General features: G+C 73.5%; 13 protein-coding genes. 6 read left to right on the top strand and 7 right to left on the bottom strand.

Going from position 1 to position 18,863, the window contains the following annotated elements:
* Positions 1–12: 12 nt before the first annotated feature.
* Entirely contained in the window at positions 13–822 is an 810-nt protein-coding gene (locus tag ACIRSU_RS07990) for a caspase family protein (protein ID WP_403789864.1), read from the bottom strand.
* A 106-nt stretch (positions 823–928) separates the two neighbouring features.
* Here ACIRSU_RS07990 and ACIRSU_RS07985 point away from each other — a divergent pair, with 106 nt between their 5' ends.
* The 3 genes from ACIRSU_RS07985 (at position 929) to ACIRSU_RS07975 (ending at position 8,602) form a co-directional block, all read left to right on the top strand.
* Positions 929–1,861: a DNA/RNA non-specific endonuclease gene (locus ACIRSU_RS07985; RefSeq protein ID WP_403789863.1), complete on the top strand. Its 933-nt coding sequence runs from the start codon at positions 929–931 to the stop codon at positions 1,859–1,861.
* Between the two features lie 112 nt (positions 1,862–1,973).
* Positions 1,974–7,400: a trypsin-like peptidase domain-containing protein gene (locus ACIRSU_RS07980; RefSeq protein ID WP_403789862.1), complete on the top strand. Its 5,427-nt coding sequence runs from the start codon at positions 1,974–1,976 to the stop codon at positions 7,398–7,400.
* A 92-nt stretch (positions 7,401–7,492) separates the two neighbouring features.
* Positions 7,493–8,602, top strand: a complete 1,110-nt coding sequence (locus ACIRSU_RS07975) for a trypsin-like serine peptidase (protein ID WP_403789861.1) — start codon at positions 7,493–7,495, stop codon at positions 8,600–8,602.
* Between the two features lie 264 nt (positions 8,603–8,866).
* On the opposite strand, the gene ACIRSU_RS07970 is transcribed toward ACIRSU_RS07975, so the two are convergent.
* A complete protein-coding gene (locus tag ACIRSU_RS07970) occupies positions 8,867–9,550 on the bottom strand; it encodes an HAD-IA family hydrolase (RefSeq protein ID WP_403790217.1) in 684 nt (227 codons plus the stop codon).
* A gap of 163 nt (positions 9,551–9,713) precedes the next feature.
* Between ACIRSU_RS07970 and ACIRSU_RS07965 the strand changes: the two genes are divergently transcribed.
* Positions 9,714–10,274, top strand: a complete 561-nt coding sequence (locus ACIRSU_RS07965) for a carboxymuconolactone decarboxylase family protein (RefSeq protein WP_403789860.1) — start codon at positions 9,714–9,716, stop codon at positions 10,272–10,274.
* 172 nt (positions 10,275–10,446) lie between these two features.
* Here ACIRSU_RS07965 and ACIRSU_RS07960 read toward each other — a convergent pair whose 3' ends face one another.
* Positions 10,447–11,256, bottom strand: coding sequence for an inositol monophosphatase family protein (locus tag ACIRSU_RS07960; protein WP_403789859.1), 810 nt, complete (start codon positions 11,254–11,256; stop codon positions 10,447–10,449).
* Between the two features lie 148 nt (positions 11,257–11,404).
* On the opposite strand from ACIRSU_RS07960, the gene ACIRSU_RS07955 reads away from it, so the two are divergent.
* Positions 11,405–11,866: a GreA/GreB family elongation factor gene (locus ACIRSU_RS07955; RefSeq protein ID WP_403789858.1), complete on the top strand. Its 462-nt coding sequence runs from the start codon at positions 11,405–11,407 to the stop codon at positions 11,864–11,866.
* Between the two features lie 110 nt (positions 11,867–11,976).
* On the opposite strand, the gene ACIRSU_RS07950 is transcribed toward ACIRSU_RS07955, so the two are convergent.
* Genes ACIRSU_RS07950 through ACIRSU_RS07940 form a run of 3 tightly spaced genes read right to left on the bottom strand, consistent with a single transcriptional unit; the run spans position 11,977 to position 14,544 of the window.
* Positions 11,977–12,618 (bottom strand): DUF1345 domain-containing protein, encoded by a 642-nt coding sequence (locus ACIRSU_RS07950; RefSeq protein WP_403790215.1) that lies wholly within the window; start codon positions 12,616–12,618, stop codon positions 11,977–11,979.
* A gap of 13 nt (positions 12,619–12,631) precedes the next feature.
* The gene (locus ACIRSU_RS07945; protein ID WP_403789857.1) at positions 12,632–13,468 is read right to left on the bottom strand and encodes a family 1 encapsulin nanocompartment shell protein; all 837 of its coding nucleotides are present in this window, start codon (positions 13,466–13,468) and stop codon (positions 12,632–12,634) included.
* A 5-nt stretch (positions 13,469–13,473) separates the two neighbouring features.
* Positions 13,474–14,544, bottom strand: coding sequence for a Dyp-type peroxidase (locus ACIRSU_RS07940; protein ID WP_403789856.1), 1,071 nt, complete (start codon positions 14,542–14,544; stop codon positions 13,474–13,476).
* A gap of 365 nt (positions 14,545–14,909) precedes the next feature.
* On the opposite strand from ACIRSU_RS07940, the gene ACIRSU_RS07935 reads away from it, so the two are divergent.
* A complete protein-coding gene (locus tag ACIRSU_RS07935; RefSeq protein WP_403789855.1) occupies positions 14,910–17,456 on the top strand; it encodes an ATP-dependent Clp protease ATP-binding subunit in 2,547 nt (848 codons plus the stop codon).
* 37 nt (positions 17,457–17,493) lie between these two features.
* Here the strand turns inward: ACIRSU_RS07935 and ACIRSU_RS07930 are convergent, their stop codons facing one another.
* Positions 17,494–18,762, bottom strand: coding sequence for a YhgE/Pip domain-containing protein (locus ACIRSU_RS07930; protein ID WP_403789854.1), 1,269 nt, complete (start codon positions 18,760–18,762; stop codon positions 17,494–17,496).
* Positions 18,763–18,863: the final 101 nt, after the last annotated feature.

Here is an 18,863-nt window from a genome sequence, read left to right as displayed (position 1 = left end):
CCGTCCGCCCGCTCAGACCGTGAACGGACGCTGGCTCAGGAAGGCGTTCGAGGGCGCGCCCGTCGTGTAGAGGTTCGGGCTCTGGGTGGGCGGCAGGCGCCGCTGGATCGCCTGGTGGAAGGTGCGGTAGTCGCCGCGGAAGGTGCCGTCGTTCCAGACGGCGAGCAGCGCCTCGGTGAAGGCGCCGTTGACCCTGCCGTCGGCGGCGACCTGGTTGTCCTGGCAGGCCGAGACGAGGATCACCGGCGGGCCCTGCCCGTCGCCCCGGACGGTGGCCGCCTTGGCGAGGGTGCGCTGCAGGTCGTCGTAGAAGTCGCGGTCCCGTTCGTACAGCTCGGCCTGCTTCGGCTCCGGTATGTAGCGGCCGGGTTCCTCGCCGCCGCCCGGCAGCTCGATGCTGCTGCCGCTGTGGCAGCAGTCGAGGAAGGTGACGATCCGTACGCCGTCGTCGAAGCGCAGGAACTCCTGGTGGAGCTCGTCGTCGATGAACTGGCGGTCGAAGAAGACCAGGGTCTCGTCGAGGCGGTCGGGTTCGGCGTCGGATCCGGCGACGTCGGGGACCTGGCCGCCGTGGCCCGAGTAGGTGAAGAGCAGGATGTCGCCGGCGGCGAGCCGTTCGGCCGCCGCGCGCAGTGCGGCGGTGATGCGGTCGACGGTGCCCTCGCGGGTGAGCAGCACGGTGTCCGTGAAGCCGCTCGCGCGGGCGATGCGGGCCATGTCGCGGGCGTCGTTCTCACAGGCCACGAGGGTGCCGTCCCAGCCGCCGTAGCGGTCCGGGTCGACGCTGTTGAGCCCGATGTGCAGGGAGATTCCGGTGGGCATGGTGCCTCCTTGGCCGGAGCGGAGGGGCACCGGGGGCCTCGTCTGTTCGAGTGGCCTGCGGGTCCGGTGCCGTGGGCAGCCCTCCCCCGCGCGGTACTTACATCGTATGAACACCAGCGACTCCCGGCACGGTCAGCCGGCCGCTCCCGGCCCGCCCGCCCCGCACGGTCAGCCGGCCGCTCCCGGCCCGCCCGCCGCGCACGGTCAGTTCGACGACCGCGCCGGCTACGACGAGACCTTCCTCGGCCCGGCGGTGCCGCTCGCGCTGCCCGCGCGCGCCGCGGTGCAGACGGTGATCCTGCCGTACACGCACTTCACCGTCGTCTTCCGCCCCGACCGGCGGTTCGCCGCCTCGACCGCCGTCTGCATCGAGGGCGGCCAGCTCCTCGAGGACGTGCCGCGCGACGACGTGTGGGCGTACGACCCACGGCTGCCGCGCGAGCAGCAGGCGGGCGAGGAGATCTACCGCGACAACCGGCTGGACCGCGGCCATCTGGTGCGCCGGCTCGATCCGGTCTGGGGCGCGGCGGCGGTGGCCGGCACGGCGAACACGGACACCTTCCACTTCACCAACGCGGCGCCGCAGATGGACGTGTTCAACCAGGGCAAGGAGCTGTGGCAGGGCCTGGAGAACTACCTCCTGGAGCACGCGGCCCAGTTCGACCGCAAGCTCGTGGTGCTGACCGGGCCGGTCCTGCACGACTCCGACCCGCCGTACCGCGGCATCCAGGTGCCGCTGCGGTTCTGGAAGGTGGTCGCGTTCATGCAGGACGGGGCGCTGGCGGCGACGGCGTACGTCCTCGACCAGAGCCCGGTCCTCGGCCGGGACGCCGACCGGGCCTTCGCCGGGGCGAAGGCGGGCGACCCGCCGCCGCTCGGGCCGTTCCGCACGTACCAGGTGCCGGTCTCGGACGTCGCCGAGATCACGGAGCTGGAGTTCGGGCCGCTGCCGGACGTGGACCTGATGCCGCCCATGCGGGCGCCGGAGGAACGGTGGCGGCGTCTGGAGTCGTACGAGGACATCCTGATGATGGACTGAGCGCCGGCCTCCTCCGCGGGCCCGGCAGCGATTGCGGGGGCCTCCCGGCGGCGGGACGATGACAGCAGCGAGCAGGTGTCCCTCCAGCGCAGGGACACCGGGCAGGTGCGTCATGCCTCTCACCGAGACGGAGTGGGGCCTCGTCACCAGCTGGGTGCGGGACCATCTTCTCGACGATCCGGATCCACGGACGCGGCTGCAGCGCACGGCGCTGACCACCGACTTCGTGGCCGATCTGCCGCTCACCCCGGACCGGGACGCCAACGCGCGGATGATCGTGGGCGCGGCCCGGCGGGATCTGGAGCACCAGCGGCGGCTGCTCGACGCCCTGGCGCGGCTCGGCACCCTCGACCACCTCGACGAGACGGACGCGGTGGGGCGGGGCACGGAGGCGCGGGCGCTGCTCGGGCGGGTGCGCGAGGACGAGGAGGTGCTGCACTCGGAGGCGGACCCGTTCGAGTCGGTGGTGCTGCGGCACGGCACGGAGGTCTTCATCGACCGGGCGGAGCTGCGCGGGACGCTGCGCCGGTTCGTGGCGGACCCGGAGCTGTCGGTCCTGGTGGTGGACGGCGAGCCGGACAGCGGCCGTTCTTACACCTACCGCCTGATCCGCCATCTGGGGCCGCACTGCGGCTTCCGTCCGGTACGGGTCACGCTGTCGCGGACGTCGACGGCGGCGCGGCTCGTGCGGCGGCTCGCGGAGTTCGTGTCGCCCCCGGACGACGCCGCCCGGATGCCGTTGAACCCGACACGGTTGAACGATCCACTGCCGTCGATCGACGACGCCGTGCACCGGATCGTCAGCCGGGCCACCGCCGCCGAGGACAGCTTCTGGCTGGTGCTCGACGAGTGCGACGCGCTCGACCCGAACTCGGACGTCTGGGACTGCATCGGCAAGCTGGCGCTCGCGATCTACGAGCACACGCCGGTGCGGCAGGAGACCGTGCCGCGGCTGGTGCTCCTCGGCTACTCGACGACGCTGCACCAACTCCCGTACGACATAAGGAACAACGAGTGCCGGGACACGGCGACGGCGGTCGGCCCGGACGAACTCCGCGACTTCTTCACGCGGTTCTTCCGCGAGGCGCCCAGCGCACCCGGCGACCCGCCCGCCGGGGAGCCGCCGCCGGAGCTCGTGGCGTCGACGGTCACCGAGGTGCTGTCGGCCGCGGAGGCGGCCGATCCCGCGGACAGTTACATGCGCCGGGTGTGCACGGCGGTCGAGGAAGCGGTACGGCTCCGGCTCGGCCGGTCCCCGGGCGCGGGCGTCCGCGCGCGCGAGGACTTCACCGGCGTGCTGCACGCCACGCTCGGCGCCCCGACCCCGCAGGCCGTCTCCGAACCACACGGGCTGCGCCGCGCCTACCGTGAAGTCGCCTGCCTGCTCACCGAGTTCGACCCGGCACAGCTGCGGCTGCCGGGTGAGCGGATGCCGACCGGGCGGGCGGTCCTGGAGCTCGTCGACGACTGCACGGCGCTCTCCGCCCCGCAGCGCTCGGTGCGCTGGGTGCTCACCCCGGAGGTGCGCGAGACGGCCCTCGCGGGCCTCTCCGGCCCCGAGGCGGCCCGGGCCGCGCTCCTCGCGAACGCCGACGCGCTGCCCGGCGGGCCCGGCGTCGAGCGGTCCGCGCTGGCCCTGCTCTCAGGCGTGCCGCCCGATCTGGCGGAGGTGGGCGTGGAGGAGCTCTCGGACGCCCTCCAGGCCGTGCTCTGGCTGTCCCGGGTGCCCGGCACGGCCGGTCTGCTGCCCGCCGTGGAGGACGTCCAACAGCGCCTGGAGCGGGCCCGGTTGCTCCAACCGCTGCGCCGCCTGGCCGGGACCGCCTTCCTCGGCCGCGGCCGCGAACTCGACGCGCTGCGCGCGTACATCGCACTGCCGGCGGAGCCCGCCGAGCCGCCCGTGCTGCTGCACGGCATCGGCGGCATCGGCAAGAGCACCCTGCTGGCCCGCTTCCTCCTGGACGGGCTGCGCGAGGCGGCCCCGGACGGATTCCCCTTCGCGTACATCGACTTCGAGCGTCCGACGCTGTCCATCCAAGAGCCGGCCACGGTGATCGCGGAGTCGGCCCGGCAGCTCGGGATCCAGTATCCGTCCCACCGCGAGGCGTTCGACTCGCTCGCCGACCGCTGCGGCGAGACCACCTCCGTGCAGCGCGGCGAACTGGAGGAGCTCGACGAGCTGTCCCGGCTCTCCTCGACCCGGGCCACCTACGGCCGTGACTACTCGGCCGGCTTCCACGCCCGCGCCAGCGCCCGCGAGCAGGACCTCGCCCGCGAGCTGGCGACCCTCGTCGCGGGCGCGGTCGCCACCCCGCCGGGCACGATGGACCCGCCGTTCGTGATCGCGGTCGACTCCTTCGAGGAGGCGCAGTACCGGGGCTCGCCGCTCATCTCCCGGATGTGGGCGGTGTGGACGGCGCTGCGCGCCGCCTATCCGCGGCTGCGGTTCGTGGTCGCCGGGCGCGCGCCGATCGACCACCCGGCCAAGGTGATCGCCCCGCGCACCATGAAGCTGGAGGAGCTCGACGAGCCGTCCTCGGTGGCGCTGCTCATGGAGTGCGGCGTCGACCACGAGTCGGTGGCGCACACCCTGTACGAGCAGGTCGGCGGCCATCCGCTGAGCCTGAAGCTCGCCGCGCGCACCGCGATGTCACTCGGCGAGGAGGCCGACTCGCTCGGTGAGCTGCTCGCGAGCCTGCGCTCACAGCGGCGGCTGCACAACAGCGTCGACCAGATGCTGATCCAGGGCACGCTGTACGACCGGATCCTCAAGCACATCGCCGACCCGGAGGTGCGCTCGCTGGTCCTGGCGGGGCTCGCGCTGCGGTTCATCACCCCCGACCTGGTGCGCGAGGTCCTCGCCGGGCCGGCCGGGCTCGAGGTGTCGTCGTCCGCCGAGGCCGGCCGGCTCTTCGGTCTGCTCACCTCCCGCCTCGACCTGATGGAGTCGGCGGGACCGGGGGCGATCCGGCACCGGCCGGACCTCCGCTCGATCATGCTGCGGCTGTCGGACGGGGCGCGCACCGACCTGATGCGCGCGGTGGACACCCGGGCGGTCGCCTACTACGCGGCCCGCGACAGCGTCCCTGACCGGGCCGAGGAGATCTACCACCGGCTGCGGCTCGGCGAGAACCCCCGTACGGTGGACGCCCGTTGGCGCTCCGGTGTGGAGCAGCACCTGGCGGGCGCGGAGCGGGACATGCCGGCGCGGTCGGCCGCCTTCCTGCTCGGCCGGATCGGCGGGCACGTACCCGACTCGATCATGGCCGAGGCCGACCAGCAGGACTGGGAGCGGATCGCCGCGCGCGAGGTCGAGGACCTGCTCACCCAGGGCTATCTGGACGCGGCCGGGCAGCGGCTCGCCGAGCGGCAGCCGTGGACGCCGTGCAGCAGGCTGCACGGGCTGCTCGTGGAGTACCTGGCCCGGTCCGGACGCGCCGAGGACGCCCGGGACGCCTGCGAGCGGGCCGTCGACCGCGCCGAGGAGGCGGGCTGCGCGGAGACGCGGCTCGAACTGCTGCAGCTGTCGGCGCGGCTCGCGCAGGACGCGGGCGACTTCAACGACGCCGACCGGGACCTGCAGGAGGCGGAGGCTGTGGCGGCCGGACTCCGGATGCCGTACGAGTCGATCGGCGTCCTGGTGGCCCGCTCCCGGCTCGCGGAGGCCGCGAACGCGGACTCGGCGGAGGCGGACGCCCGGCTCGCCGACCGGCTGCGCGGACTCGACGACGAGACGCTGGCCGCGCAGCCGGCCCTGGCCCGGGCGGCGGCCGCCTCGGCCTGCCGCGCGGACCCGCCGGCCCTGGCCCGCACCCTGCGCCTGGTGGGCCTGCCGGACGAGGACGAGGCGGTGGTGGCGACGCTGACCCGGTGGATCGGGACCGCGATGGACGACGAGCCGCGGCTGCGCGAGCCGCTCACCCGGATCCTGCAGGCGGCGGCCGCGGGCGCGCAGGGTCCGGGGGCCGGGACCCCGGCGCCGCCGGGTCCGCCGGGCGGCTCGGCCGGGGCCGCGGGTGGCGGCTCGACAGGGGCCGCGACGGGCGGCTCGGCGGATGCCGCGACCGGGGCTGCGGCGGGCAGCGAGCCCGTGCCGCCCGGGCCCTACGGACAGCCCGCACCGTACGGACAGCCCGTACCCGCCGACCAGGTCGAAGGAGCGCTGCGGGAGGCGCAGCGGCACGGCACGCTGGACGGTCTGGCGTGGCGGACGCTGATGCTGAGCGACCGGAGCGGGGACCTGCTGCGCGGGGTGGCCGCGGCGGTGGACGCGGGCTCGGGGATGGCCGGTCCGGGCGCCGACACCCGGTTCGGCTACGGGCGGGTGGCCGCAGGGGCGGGCCTGGTGGGAATCACGCCGGCGCCGACCCAGGTGGATGCGAAGTGGCGGGACGAACCGTATCTGAACCCGGAGGAACTGCTCGCGGTGGCGAACGCGGCCGTGGAGGCCGGCCTCGCCGACCGGGGGCTGCGCGGCTCGCTGTTCAGCGGGATCAAGGAGTACTTCTGGGCGATGCTGCCGCCGCAGCCGACGCCCTTCCTCCAGGTGCGGAAGGACCTGGACACCATGAACATCGCCGAGCGGCTGCTGGAGGGCGAGGTGCCGCTGGAGCTGTGGCTGCGCAACGCCACGGCGATGGCCGCCGACCCGGGCGCGGTCGCCGTCTTCCAGCGGGCTCTCGACCGGGTGGTGCGGGCCTCGACGGGCGAGCCGGAGCTGCCGGCCGACCTCCTGACGGGCGAGTTCAAGGAGGAGATCGTCGTCCGCGACGACATGGTCCCCATCGAGTTCCTGCAGGACGGCTTGCTGGCGGGGGCCGCCGTCGCCCGGGTCAGCGTGCCGCCGTACCGGGACCAGAAGCCGCTCTATCCGCCGTATCCCCATCTGGGCACCGGATGGCTGATCGCTCCCGGGCTCCTGGTCACCAATCACCATGTGGTGAACGCTCGCAGCGGCGGTAGCGGCGGCCGGGAGCTGGTCACGGAGGAGGACCTCCAGATGCAGGTGCGCAACTCCCGTTCACGCTTCGACTACGCGGCCGAGGAGGTCGAGCCCGAGGAGGCCACGGCCGAGGAACTCGTCGCCTGGGATCCGAAACTCGACTACGCGATCCTGCGCCTGCGGACCGCTCAGCCGCAGCGGGCGGTGCTGAGGGTGACCACCTCGCTCTTCGAGTGCCGCGGGAACGACCCCCAGGCGGTCAACATCATCCAGCACCCGGAGGGCAAGCCGAAGCGGGTGGCCCTGCGCAACAACCTGGTGTACGAGGCGAACGACCAGGACGTCGCGTACTTCACCGACACCCAGGGCGGCTCCTCCGGCTCGCCGGTGTTCACCGACCGCTGGACGGTGGTGGCCCTGCACCGCGGCGCGCGCCGCAAGAGCGGGGTCGAGTACCAGGGCAGGACGACCGCGGTCGTCAACGTCGGCACCCAGATGTGCGCGATCCTCGGCCATCTGCGGGAGAGCCGGCCCGAGTTGTACGCGGAGATCATGGCGGCGCAGGCGGCGCTGCCGCCGGAGGCCCCGGAGAGTTGACGCCGGAAGAGACGCATGAAGAGACGCCTGACGAGAGCGGACGCCGGAAGTCGGCGAAAGAGAGCGAGAGCGGACGGCGGAGGTGACGGGAGATGGGTTACGGATCACGGAGCGGCTCGCACACCGGCTCACCGGTCGCGACCGGACCCGAGCAGGTCTTCGGCGATCTGACGGAGGTGGCGGCGCGGGTGCGCGACCGGCTCGAACAGGAGCTGGAGATCCAGGAGTCCGCCGAGGAGCTGCCACCCGGCGCCGTACCGGCCGGCGAGATCTCCCGGTTCGCCCAGGAGGAGCGCGCCCGGGTCCTGGAGGCGGGCGTGACGGGCCTGGAGAAGCTGGCGGCGGGCCGGGCGGACGAGGTCGACGAGGACGAGTACTTCGGGGTGGAGGCGATCGTCCTCCTGGAGGGCCGGCCCGCGATCCTGGTGCAGGGGCAGGACTTCGCCTCGCAGCCCGGCGACTGGTCGGTGCTCGACGCGGCGCGCCCCGCGATCCGTGAGTCGATCGCCCGGGTGGGCCGGGTGGACGTGACCGGGCACCCCAGCCTGGCCTGGATCGGCACGGCCTTCCTGGTGGGCCCGGACACGGTGATGACCAACCGGCACGTGGCCGCCGAGTTCAGCCGCGCCGACGGCGCCGGCTGGACCTTCCAGGAGGGCATGTCGGCGCGCGTCGACCCCGGCGAGGAGCTGCCCGTGCACCCGGCGCCCGGCCCGGTGCCGGTGCCGGCCGCGGCGCCCCTCCCGTACGAGATCACCGAGGTCATCGGCATCCACCCGGACGTCGACATGGCGCTGCTGCGGATCGCGCCGCCCGACGACGAGCCGCTGCCGACGCCGCTGGCCGTCGCGGCGGACGCCCCGGCGAGCGTGCCGGGCCGGCCGGTGTACGTGATCGGCTATCCGGCCTGGGACGGGCGGCGCAACGAGCCGGAGTCGATGCGCCGGATCTTCATGGACATCTACAACGTGAAGCGGCTGCAGCCGGGCATGACGACCGAGTTCACGCCGGGCGGCCTGGTGGTGAAGCACGACTGCTCGACGCTGGGCGGCAACAGCGGCTCCCCGGTGTTCGACCTGACCGACCACCGGGTGCTCGGGCTGCACTTCGGCGGCAAGTACCGGATCGGGAACGTGGCGGTGCCGCTGTGGGAGCTGGTGGACGACCCGCTGCTCGCGAAGGCGAACGTCAACTGGGTGTGAGCGGAGGGTTGTTCAGGGCGAGATGCCCTTCTTGGCGTCGTGCAGGGCCTTGAGGGCCTTGGCGAAGGTGATCCGTTCGGCCGCGTGCGGCGGCCCGTTCGGCCTCGGTCAGGCGGGCGAGACGGGCGTCGAGCTGCTGCCCGATCCCGATGTCCTGTTCGGCGTGGCCGTGGGCCTGCGGCGGTACAGGGGGCGGGGGCGGAGAAGCCCGGTCCGGCGGACCCGGTTCAACGGACCCGTTCAACCGCCCCGGTCCGGTGAGGCTCAGGAGCCGCCGAGGAGGCCGAAGACGGAGCGCAGGCCGTGCGGGCGGCGGTCGACGGGCAGGTGATCGACGAAGTGGACCCGGGCGCCGAGCGCACCGGCGCCGCCGTCGGCCGTGCGGTCGTCGCCGACCATCAGGGTGTCGGCCGGGGCGAGGCCGAGGCGTTCGCAGGCGAAGCGGAAGATCTCCGGGTCCGGCTTCTGGGCACCGACCTCGTACGACAGGGCGTAGACGTCGACCCACTCGTCGAGTCCATGGGCGCGGAACAGCGGGCGCAGGTCCCAGGCGATGTTGCTGACCACGGCGACGGCGACGCCGGCCCGGCTCAGGTCGGCGAGGGTGCGCGCGGTGTCGGGGTAGGGGTGCCATGCCTCGGGGGCCATGTGCCGGTCGTAGAGCGCGCGGGCGAGCCCGGGGTCGGTCACCCCCGCCTCGTGGATCAGCGCGGTGTACGCGGCGCGGTGCCGTTCCGCGTCGAGGTCGCGCTCCGCCCACAGCTTCTTCAGTCTGCGGGGCACCTTCTGCGGCGAGGGGCCGCCGGGCAGGGCGCCGTGGAAGGTGAGCCGTTCCACGGCGTGGGCGAAGTCGTCGCCGGAGAGCCGCACACCCGACGCGGCGAGGCCCGCGTCCAGCCAGTGGGCCACGGACTCGACGCGGAGCAGCGTGCCGGAGAAGTCGAACATGACACCTTTGATCACCCTCCGATCGTAGAACGCGAAACCGACGGGACGGGGCTGGCCGGGTGGGGAACTCCGGCAAGCACATCCGCGTTATACCCCCCAAGGGTATGTCGGTCCAGGATGGCGGTCCAGGCAACGGCCGGACAGCGGAGCACCAGGAGGCAGCGTGCAGGAGACGACGACGCGGGGCGGCAGGACGGCGCGGCGGCTGGCCGCGCTCCAGCCGGAGCAGGCCACCGGCACGGCGCGCGAGCTGCTCGCCGACATCGTCGAGCGACACGGCTCGGCGGGCGAGATGGTGTCGACGATGGCCCACTCCCCCGCCGTCCTGGAGGGCTATCTCAGCCTCTCCCGCGCGATGAAGCGGGTGAGGATCCCCCGCGCCCTCAGCGAGAAGATCTCCCTCGCCGTCCAGGAGTGGATCGGCTGCGGCACCTGCCGCGAGGCCCACGTCGCGGCCGCCCGCGCCGCCGGCCTCACCGACGCCGACATCGTCCTCGCCCGCCAGGGCACCTCGACGGACGCCCGCGAGGCCGCGCTGATCGCCGTGGCCCTGAAGGTCCTGGTCGAGCCGAGCGGAATCGGCGACGAGGACGTGGCGGAGCTGCGGGAGCACGGCTGGAGCGACCGGGTCATCGCGGAGGTGGTGGGCGTGGTGACGCTGAACATGCTGACGGGCGCGTTCAACCTGCTGGCGGGGATCCAGCCGGAGGAGGAGGGCGAGTAGCGGATCCCCTCGGCTGCCTGCCCGGCGCCTCCCCGGCGCGACGGCTGTCATCGAGGGAGCCGCCGCGCCGGAAAGGGCTCGATCACGCCAACCCGCCGGGTCGGGTCCGGGCGGAACCCCGCCGGGTCGGGTCCGGGCGGGACCGTGCTGCTCAGCACTGCTCGGCGTCGGGTCAGCGCCGGATCAGTGCCATCAGCTCCTCGTGGGTCGCGGCGTCCGCCGCCGCGACGAGGCCGCGGCCCTCCGGGCCGAGCGGACGGCCGTCGATGCCGGTGACGACGCAGCCGGCCGCACGGCACAGCGCGATGCCGGCGGCGAAGTGGACGCTGCCGGACAGGTCGCCGCCGTCGGTGACGTACGCGGCGCGCCGGCCGGCCGCGACCCAGGCGACCGCGAGCGTCGACGAGACGACGCGGGGGCGGAAGCCGGCGGCGGCGAAGCCGGTGTGGGCGAGCAGGTCCACGGCGCGGAACGCGGGCGCGTGCGGGAAGGGCGGGTCCAGGTTGACGTCCACCAGGCGTACGGCGCCGGACGGCACCAGCGGCGTGTCGGCGCCGTCGCGCCGGGCCCAGGCGGTCTCGCCGTCCGTCCAGAGGACCTCGTCGCCGAACGGATCGGCGACCGCGGCGACCTCCTCCCGCGCCGCCCCGCCCCGCAGGGCCACGTTCACGGCCACGACCTGGGTTCCGGCGGCGTAGTTCAGGGTGCCGCACAGCGGGTCGACCAGCCATCGGCGCCCGGCCCCGGCGGCGCCCTGTTCCCCGCCCTCCTCGCCGAGCAGGGCGTCCTCGGGCCGGGCCGCGCGGATGACGTCGAGTATCGCCCGCTCGGCCGCGACGTCGGCGGCGGTGGCGAAGTCGCCGTCGCCCTTGTCGATACGGTCGAGGCGGCCGCCGTAGAGGCCGCGGACGACCTCGGCGCCGGCCCGGGCGGCGGAGACGGCGACCCGGGCGTCGTCAGAACGGCTGAATGTGGTGATCATGCGGGCACGATAGGCCCCGCGGGGCCTGGCGCCCGCGTGCTCCGGACGGGTCAGTCGATGATTTGCCGGGTCCGTCCGGCGATGACCTAATGGAATTCCCGGATCCCCGACATCCGTCCCCGACCTGACCAGTGACACGGGAGCAGGAATGACCGACGGTCCCGAGCCCATCAGTGCCGACGCCCTCCAGGCGCTCCAGCGGGAGCTCTCCGAACTGCGCGCAGAACGCGGCTCGGTGGCCGCCACCCTGAAGGACGTGGACGCCGTCGGCGACCGGGCCGACGAGGCCGACGAGTTGCAGCGGGTCACGGAGGTCGCCCGGCTCGACCAGCGGATCGCCACGATCGAGGGCCGCATCCGCGCGGCGTCCGTCGCGGGCGCCCCGGCCGCCGGCGTGGTCGGCGTCGGCTCCCGGGTCACCGTGCGCTTCGAGGACGGCGACGAGTCGACCTTCCACATCGGCGAGCTCGCCGACGCCGACGACCCCGACCTGGTGACCTCCGACAGCCCGCTGGGCCTCGCGCTGCTCGGCCGCCGGGCCGGGGAGACGGTCACCTACCGGACGCCCACGGGAGAGACGACCGCGGTCGTGGTCTCGCTCGGCGGCTGAGGCCCGAGCCGGACCGCCGGTCACCCCCTGACGACCGGTCATCCCCGGGCGACTGGCCATCTCCTGACGACCGGTCACCCCGTGACGACAGGCCATCTCCTGACGACCAGTCATCCCGTGACGATGGTCGACACCAGGTTGATCGTCGTCGCGAGGATGCTCGCGCCGAACACGTACGACAGCAGGCAGTGGCGCAGCGCCACGGCGCGGATCTCCGGGCTGGAGACGCTGGTGTCGGAGACCTGGTAGGTCATGCCGAGGTTGTAGCTGAAGTAGAGGAAGTCGCTGTAGCGGGGCGGGATGTCGGAGTTGAAGTCGATGCCGCCCTCGGGGGCGCGGTAGTACATGTCGGCGTAGCGGGTGGCGTACATGAGGTGCAGTGACGCCCAGCCCGTGAAGACGCCGGCGAGCGCGGCGCCGGCGGCGGCGTGACCGGGCTCGCCGGCGTCTCCGCGGGTGAGCAGGAGCATCACGATGCCGACGAGGCCGCCCAGGGCCGCGGTGACGATCACGATCTCCTCCAGGAGCGGCCGGAAGTCCTCGCGGTGCACGTTGCGGCGGGTGGTGGCGGCGTCCATCGGCCACAGGACGGCCCAGCCCGCGGTGACGAAGGCGGTGCCGGTGGTGGCGATGCCCGCGAGGATGCCCAGCGGGAACCGCGTGAGCACGCCCACCAGGCCCCCGATGGCCGCGCCGACGCCGGCCGCGACCACCAGCCGTACGACCGCGGAGCGCGGCAGCCAGGAGACCATGGACACGGGCGGGTCAGTGCTGGAGGGCGACGACGGCCTCGTCCGTGTAGATCAGGAAGGTGAGCGTCTCCTGGAAGTACAGCTCGATGCCGTGCGCGTCGTGCGCGCTGTAGCCGATGGCGAGGTCCTGGCCGATCCTGAGTTCGAAGTCGCCGCCGCGGGTGGACAGGACGAGGGCGCCGGTGAGGGCCGGGGCCCAGATCGGCGGGCCGTCGAGCATCCGGGCGAGGTGGGCGGCGATCGGATAGCCGTGGTCGGAGGTCTCGCTGACGGCGCGGTACTCGTCGGCGCCCAGGAGCAGGGCGTAGGGCCCGTCGACGCCGGCGAGGCGCAGCTCGGTGAGGGCGCGGCTGACCGCGTCGGGGTAGTCGCGGGGGCCGGTGGGGAGGGCGAGCACCGGGTTGGAGGTGCGGTCGCGCAGGCCCTCGATGCCCGCGGCCGGGTAGCCGTCGAAGACGGCCCGGTCCTCGGCGAAGGCCATCGCGCGGGCGGCGTCCTTCACGGGCTGCCAGTCGGAGTCCTCGGAGCCGCGCTCGACGTCGTCGACGGCGTCCCGGGTGACGGTGAACGGCACCCGCAGTTCGACGAGCGGCCTCGCCTCGCGGAGCCGGGCGGTGACGCCGGGCGCGGGCTCCGCGATCCCGGTGAGGTGGCCGGTGCCGACGGCGGCGAGGCGCGGGCCGGCCGGGTCGGGTACGTCGACGACGCGCCGGCCGGCGAGGTGGCGCCGGAAGGTGCGCCGGGCCTCCTCCTCGATCTGCGCCCAGGCGGCCGGCGTAACGGGGGCGAGTTCGCGGTGCAGGTTGTTCGTGGCGGAAGGCGCGACGGACGGGTCACCGGACGGCGTCATGGCGCTCACGCTCCTTTCAGGCTGCCGATGCCGAGGCCCTCCGTGGACCCGCCGGACGGCAGGACCACGTGTCCGAGGGCCTCGGCCGGGTCGGCCGCTTCCGCCGCATCGGCCGCTGCGGCGGCGGCTGCGGCGGCGGCTGCGGCGGCGGGCGGGTCGGGAAGGTCGTCGAGGAAGTCGGCGCTCGGGACGAAGAAGAGACCGCCCGTCACGGCCGTGGAGAAGTCGAGGATCCGGTCCGTCAGACCGGGCGGGTCGCCGAGGAACATGCGGTCGAGCATCTGCTCGGTCACCGCCGGCGTACGGGCGTAGCCAATGAAGTACGTGCCGAACTCGCCGCGCCCGGGGCTTCCGAACGCCATGTTGTGGCGCACGATCTGGCGCTCGGTGCCGTCCTCGTCGACGATCGTGGTGCGCGCGACGTGCGAGTCCTCGGGCTTGACGTCGTCGGGCAGCTCCATGTTGGCCAGCTTGGTGCGGCCGATGACCCGTTCCTGTTCGTCGGTGCCGGCGCCGTCCCAGGCGCCGAGGTCGTGCACGTACTTCTGGACGATGACGTAGGCGCCGCCGGCGAACTCCGCGTCCTCGTCGCCGACGTGCACGGCCGCGACGGCCGCCCCGCCCTCCGGGTTCTCGCTGCCGTCGACGAAGCCGAGCAGGTCGCGGTCGTCGAAGTAGCGGAAGCCGTGCACCTCGTCGACGACGGTGACGGCCGCGCCGAGCCGTTCCATGACCAGGCGGGCCTGCTCGAAGCACAGGTCGGGGCGCCGGGCGCGGATGTGCAGCAACAGGTCGCCGGGGGTGGCGGGGGCGCTGTGGCGCGGACCGCGCAGCGGCCGGAAGGGGTGCAGTTCGCGCGGTCGGGGGCCGCCGAAGAGCCGGGGCCAGACGGCGGCACCGATGCCGACGACTCCGGTGAGCTCCTCCTCGCGGGCCCGGAAGCCCACGGAGCGGACGATTCCGGCGAGGTCGCCGAGGAGGTCGCGCACCACGGCCTCGCCACCGGGGTGCACGGTGGCGACCAGGAAGACGGCGGCCTGCGTGGGCGGTGCGATGACGGGCTGGGGGGTGACCACGGAACTCCTCGGCAGGTGGTGGACGGCCGGTCGGGGGCGACAGGCGGTCGACGGCAGATCGTGGGCGGCGGGTCGGGGGCGACAGGTGGTCGACGGCAGATCGTGGACGGCGGGTGGTGGACGGCGGGTGGCACGCAATTCCGGCGATCTCCGGGCATGCCGGACACGAAGATCGCGGCCAGCCTAGCCGCGCCCGTCGCCCCGCGCAGCCCGGGCCGCGCCCGTCTCCCCAGCCGCGCCGGGCACGTGCGTGACCCCGCTTGCGGGGTGCGGGCGCCCGGGTTTGAGTGGGAACGGCCCCATCAGGACGGTTCGATCACTCGGTTCGATCACGGTGGGTCACCCCCACCCATCAGGAGCTTCAGATGTCGATGGCGTTCGGTTCCCCCTTCGGTTCCTCCGATCCGTTCGGCGACCTGCTGAACCACTTCTTCGGCATGTCGCCGCAGTCCTCGCCGCCCGCCGTGCAGCGCGTGCCCATCGGACGCCTCCTCACCGAGTCGTCGCACGAGCTGCTCGGCCTCGCCACCCGCAAGGCGGTCCAGGACGGCACCACGGACCTCGACACCCAGCACCTGCTGTGGGCGGCCACCCAGGTCGAGCCCTCGCGCCGGATCCTGGACCGGGCCGGAGTGAACCCCGACAAGCTCGCCGAGCAGATCGCCTCCGGCGGGATGCTCTCACGCGAGTCCGGCGAGCCGTCGGCCGAACCGGGGCTCACCCCGGCGGCGAAGCGCACCCTGGCCGCCGCGCACGCGTACGCACAGGCGGCCGGCGTCTCGTACATCGGTCCCGAGCACATCCTCGGCGCGCTGCTCTCCGACCCCGACTCCGGCGCGACCCGCTTCCTGCGGGCGGAGGACACGGACGTGCAGAAGCTGCGCGGCCTCGCCGAGCAGGCGGCCCGGCCGGAGAGCACGGCCCCGGCGCCCAAGCAGCCGGCGACCGCCCTGGACGAGTTCGGCCGCGACCTCACCGAGGAGGCACGGGCCGGCAAGCTGGACCCGGTGGTCGGCCGGGCCGACGAGATCGAGCAGACGGTGGAGATCCTCTCCCGGCGCTCCAAGAACAACCCGGTGCTCATCGGCGAGCCGGGGGTCGGCAAGACCGCGATCGTGGAGGGCCTGGCCCAGCGGATCGTGGCGGGCGAGGTGCCCGACACCCTGAAGGACAAGCGGGTCGTCTCGCTCGACCTGTCCGGGATGGTGGCGGGCGCGCAGTACCGCGGCCAGTTCGAGGAACGCCTCAAGAAGGTCATCGAGGACGTCAAGCAGGCCGAGGGCGAGATCGTCCTCTTCATCGACGAGCTGCACACCGTCGTCGGCGCGGGCGCGACCGGCGAGGGCTCGATGGACGCGGGCAACATGCTCAAGCCCGCGCTGGCCCGCGGCGAACTGCACGTCGTGGGCGCGACGACCATCGACGAGTACCGCAGGCACGTCGAGAAGGACGCCGCCCTCGAACGGCGCTTCCAGCCCGTCCTCATCCCCGAGCCCACGGTCGAGGAGACCGTCCAGATCCTCGAAGGGCTGCGGGACGCGTACGAGGCCCACCACCAGGTCCGCTTCGCCGACGGCGCCCTCGCGGCGGCGGCCGAGCTCTCCGACCGCTACATCAGCGACCGCTTCCTGCCCGACAAGGCGATCGACCTGATGGACCAGGCCGGCGCCCGGGTCCGGCTGCGCAGCGCGGGCCGTTCGACGGAGGTCGTCAGCCGCGAGGACCAGCTGGCCAAGCTGCGCCGCGAGAAGGACCAGGCGGTGGCGGGCGAGGAGTTCGAGAAGGCGTCCGAGCTGAAGCAGCGGATCGCGGAGATCGAGGGCGAGCTCGCGGGCATCGAGGAGCGGCGCGAGGGCGTCGTGTCGGTCACGGCCTCCGACATCGCCGAGATCGTCGCCCGCCGCACCGGCATCCCGGTGGCCCAGCTCACCACCAGCGAGAAGGAGCGGCTGCTGAGGCTGGAGGACGAGATGCACGAGCGGATCGTCGGCCAGGCCGAGGCGGTCACGGCGGTCTCCGAGGCGGTGCGCCGCAACCGCGCCGGCATGGGCGACCCGAACCGTCCGGTCGGCTCGTTCCTCTTCCTCGGCCCCACCGGCGTCGGCAAGACGGAGCTGGCCAAGACGCTCGCGGAGCTGCTGTTCGGCGACGAGAGCCGGATGGTCCGCTTCGACATGAGCGAGTTCCAGGAGAAGCACACGGTGGCCCGGCTGGTCGGCGCGCCGCCCGGATACGTGGGGTACGAGGAGGCCGGTCAGCTCACCGAGAAGGTGCGGCGCCAGCCGTACAGCGTGGTCCTCTTCGACGAGGTGGAGAAGGCGCACCCGGACGTCTTCAACACGCTCCTGCAGATCCTCGACGACGGGCGGCTCACGGACGGTCAGGGCCGCACGGTCGACTTCCGGCACTGCGTCGTCATCATGACGTCCAACATCGGCGCGCACCGGATCCTCGCCCACGAGGGCGACGCGGCGGAGCTGAAGGACGAGCTGATGGAGGATCTGCGCGGCCGGTTCCTGCCGGAGTTCCTCAACCGGATCGACGACATCATCGTCTTCCACAGCCTGACCGAGCAGGACCTGTCGGAGATCGTCGAGCACCTCCTCGACCGCAGCAAGCACCGCGTGCACGCGCAGGGCATGACGCTCGAGGTCACCGAGGCGGCGAAGAAGCTCCTCGTCGCGCACGGCTACCAGCCGGAGTTCGGCGCCCGCCCGCTGCGCCGCACGATCCAGGCCGAGCTCGACAACCGGATCGCCTCGCTGCTGCTCGGCGGCGAGGCCGGCCCGGGGGACACGATCGTGGCGGACGTGCTGGGGGACTCGCTGCACTGCACGGTCCGCAGGGACGAACGGGCGGCGACGCACACGGATGCACATGCGGATGCGGATGCGGATGCGGCGACGGCGTAGGGCTCCGCGGCCGGACTCCGCAGCCGGTGCCTCCGCGCTACGACTCCGCAGCCCGCGCCTCCGCCGTCTCGGCCGGGGGCGCGGGCTGCGGCGTGTAGCGGGCCAGGCCCCTGCGGTCGTAGTAGTGCGTCATCCCGAAGCCGAAGAGCAGCGCGGCCGTGAACCCGATCGCGATCATCGCCCAGGCGCGGCCGAGCCCGGCGTCGCCGCGGGCGTCGAAGTACAGGATGGCCCGCACCCCGCCGGTGAGCTGCCGCATCGGCTCGAACGCGCCGAGGAAGCGGTAGAAGCCGGGGACGGCCTCCAGCGGGACGGTGGCGCCGGAGGAGGGCAGGGCGAGCGCGATGAAGACGAACATGGACACCAGCTGCCCGACGCCGCCGAAGGCCGCGTTGATGGCCTGCACGCCCAGGCCGACGGCCACGGTCGCGCAGTACGAGAAGATCCACAGGAGCGGCAGGTGGGCGGCGTCCATGCCGAGGATCGCGATCGTCGCCACCATCAGGAGCGTGGTGGTGAGCAGTGCGATGCCCGCGGTCATCACCATCTTCAGGACCAGGGTCTGGGTGCGGTTGATGGGCACGGTGGGGTGCCGGCTGTGCCAGGGGCCGATCTCGCTGTCCGTGTAGCCGAGGGCGGTGTCGACGCCGGTGTGGATGAGGTTGCCGCCGATGAAGCCGGACAGGACGAGGAGCAGGGTGTAGTAGAAGGCGGTGAGCCCGAGGCCGCTGTGCCGGCCGATCGGATGCCCGACCCGGGTCACCACGGTCACCGGGTCGGAGAGCAGGACCTTCGCCGTCGGGTCGGGTGCCGCGGCGGCGAGCCTCTTGCCGATGTTCAGCGACGCCTGGTGCGCCACGCCCTGGTTGAGCTGCGCGGCCAGCGAGGAGCCCAGGCTGCCGAAGCCCGGGTTGGTGAGGACGGTGAGCGTGGGCGGCGCGGTCGCCCGGCGGGTGGCCAGGGCCTGCACGGAGGCGGTGAAGTCGGCCGGCACGACCAGTGCTCCGTACACCTTCCCGGACGACAGCTGGTCCTGTGCCGTGGCCGCGTCGACCAGGCGCCACTGGACCCGCCCCCGCGGCGTCGCGGCACCGAGGGAGCCGGTGATCTCCTTGCCCAGCGCGCCCCGGTCCTCGTCGACGACGGCGATGGGCAGCCGGCGCATCGCGTCACCCGGGCTGAGGATGCCGCCCATGTAGAGCAGGGCGAGCACCATCGTGACGAGGGCGCACAGGACGGTCGGGACGGGCCAGAGCCCGGGGCGGCGGACGAGCTCGCCGGCGCGGCGGGGGGTCGCGGAGGCCATGGTTCTCCGAGGGGTGGAAGGGGCGGTATCGGTCCGTGCCCATGGTCGACGCCCGGGGATGATTTGCCCGGTATTGACACCGCCAGGCGGGGTATGCGCGA

It is taken from the genome of Streptomyces sp. NPDC101160 (assembly GCF_044768205.1).
Classification (GTDB): domain Bacteria; phylum Actinomycetota; class Actinomycetes; order Streptomycetales; family Streptomycetaceae; genus Streptomyces.
Note: the sequence above shows the minus strand (reverse complement) of the source record. Positions and strands in the feature narration are given on the sequence as shown.

Excerpts from the sequence above, each read along its gene's own strand:
- ACIRSU_RS07990 (WP_403789864.1), bottom strand. The coding sequence starts at position 822 with ATGCCCACCGGAATCTCCCTGCACATCGGGCTCAACAGCGTCGACCCG.
- ACIRSU_RS07985 (WP_403789863.1), top strand. The coding sequence starts at position 929 with ATGAACACCAGCGACTCCCGGCACGGTCAGCCGGCCGCTCCCGGCCCG.
- ACIRSU_RS07980 (WP_403789862.1), top strand. The coding sequence starts at position 1,974 with ATGCCTCTCACCGAGACGGAGTGGGGCCTCGTCACCAGCTGGGTGCGG.
- ACIRSU_RS07975 (WP_403789861.1), top strand. The coding sequence starts at position 7,493 with ATGGGTTACGGATCACGGAGCGGCTCGCACACCGGCTCACCGGTCGCG.
- ACIRSU_RS07970 (WP_403790217.1), bottom strand. The coding sequence starts at position 9,550 with ATGTTCGACTTCTCCGGCACGCTGCTCCGCGTCGAGTCCGTGGCCCAC.
- ACIRSU_RS07960 (WP_403789859.1), bottom strand. The coding sequence starts at position 11,256 with ATGATCACCACATTCAGCCGTTCTGACGACGCCCGGGTCGCCGTCTCC.
- ACIRSU_RS07955 (WP_403789858.1), top strand. The coding sequence starts at position 11,405 with ATGACCGACGGTCCCGAGCCCATCAGTGCCGACGCCCTCCAGGCGCTC.
- ACIRSU_RS07950 (WP_403790215.1), bottom strand. The coding sequence starts at position 12,618 with ATGGTCTCCTGGCTGCCGCGCTCCGCGGTCGTACGGCTGGTGGTCGCG.
- ACIRSU_RS07945 (WP_403789857.1), bottom strand. The coding sequence starts at position 13,468 with ATGACGCCGTCCGGTGACCCGTCCGTCGCGCCTTCCGCCACGAACAAC.
- ACIRSU_RS07935 (WP_403789855.1), top strand. The coding sequence starts at position 14,910 with ATGTCGATGGCGTTCGGTTCCCCCTTCGGTTCCTCCGATCCGTTCGGC.
- ACIRSU_RS07930 (WP_403789854.1), bottom strand. The coding sequence starts at position 18,762 with ATGGCCTCCGCGACCCCCCGCCGCGCCGGCGAGCTCGTCCGCCGCCCC.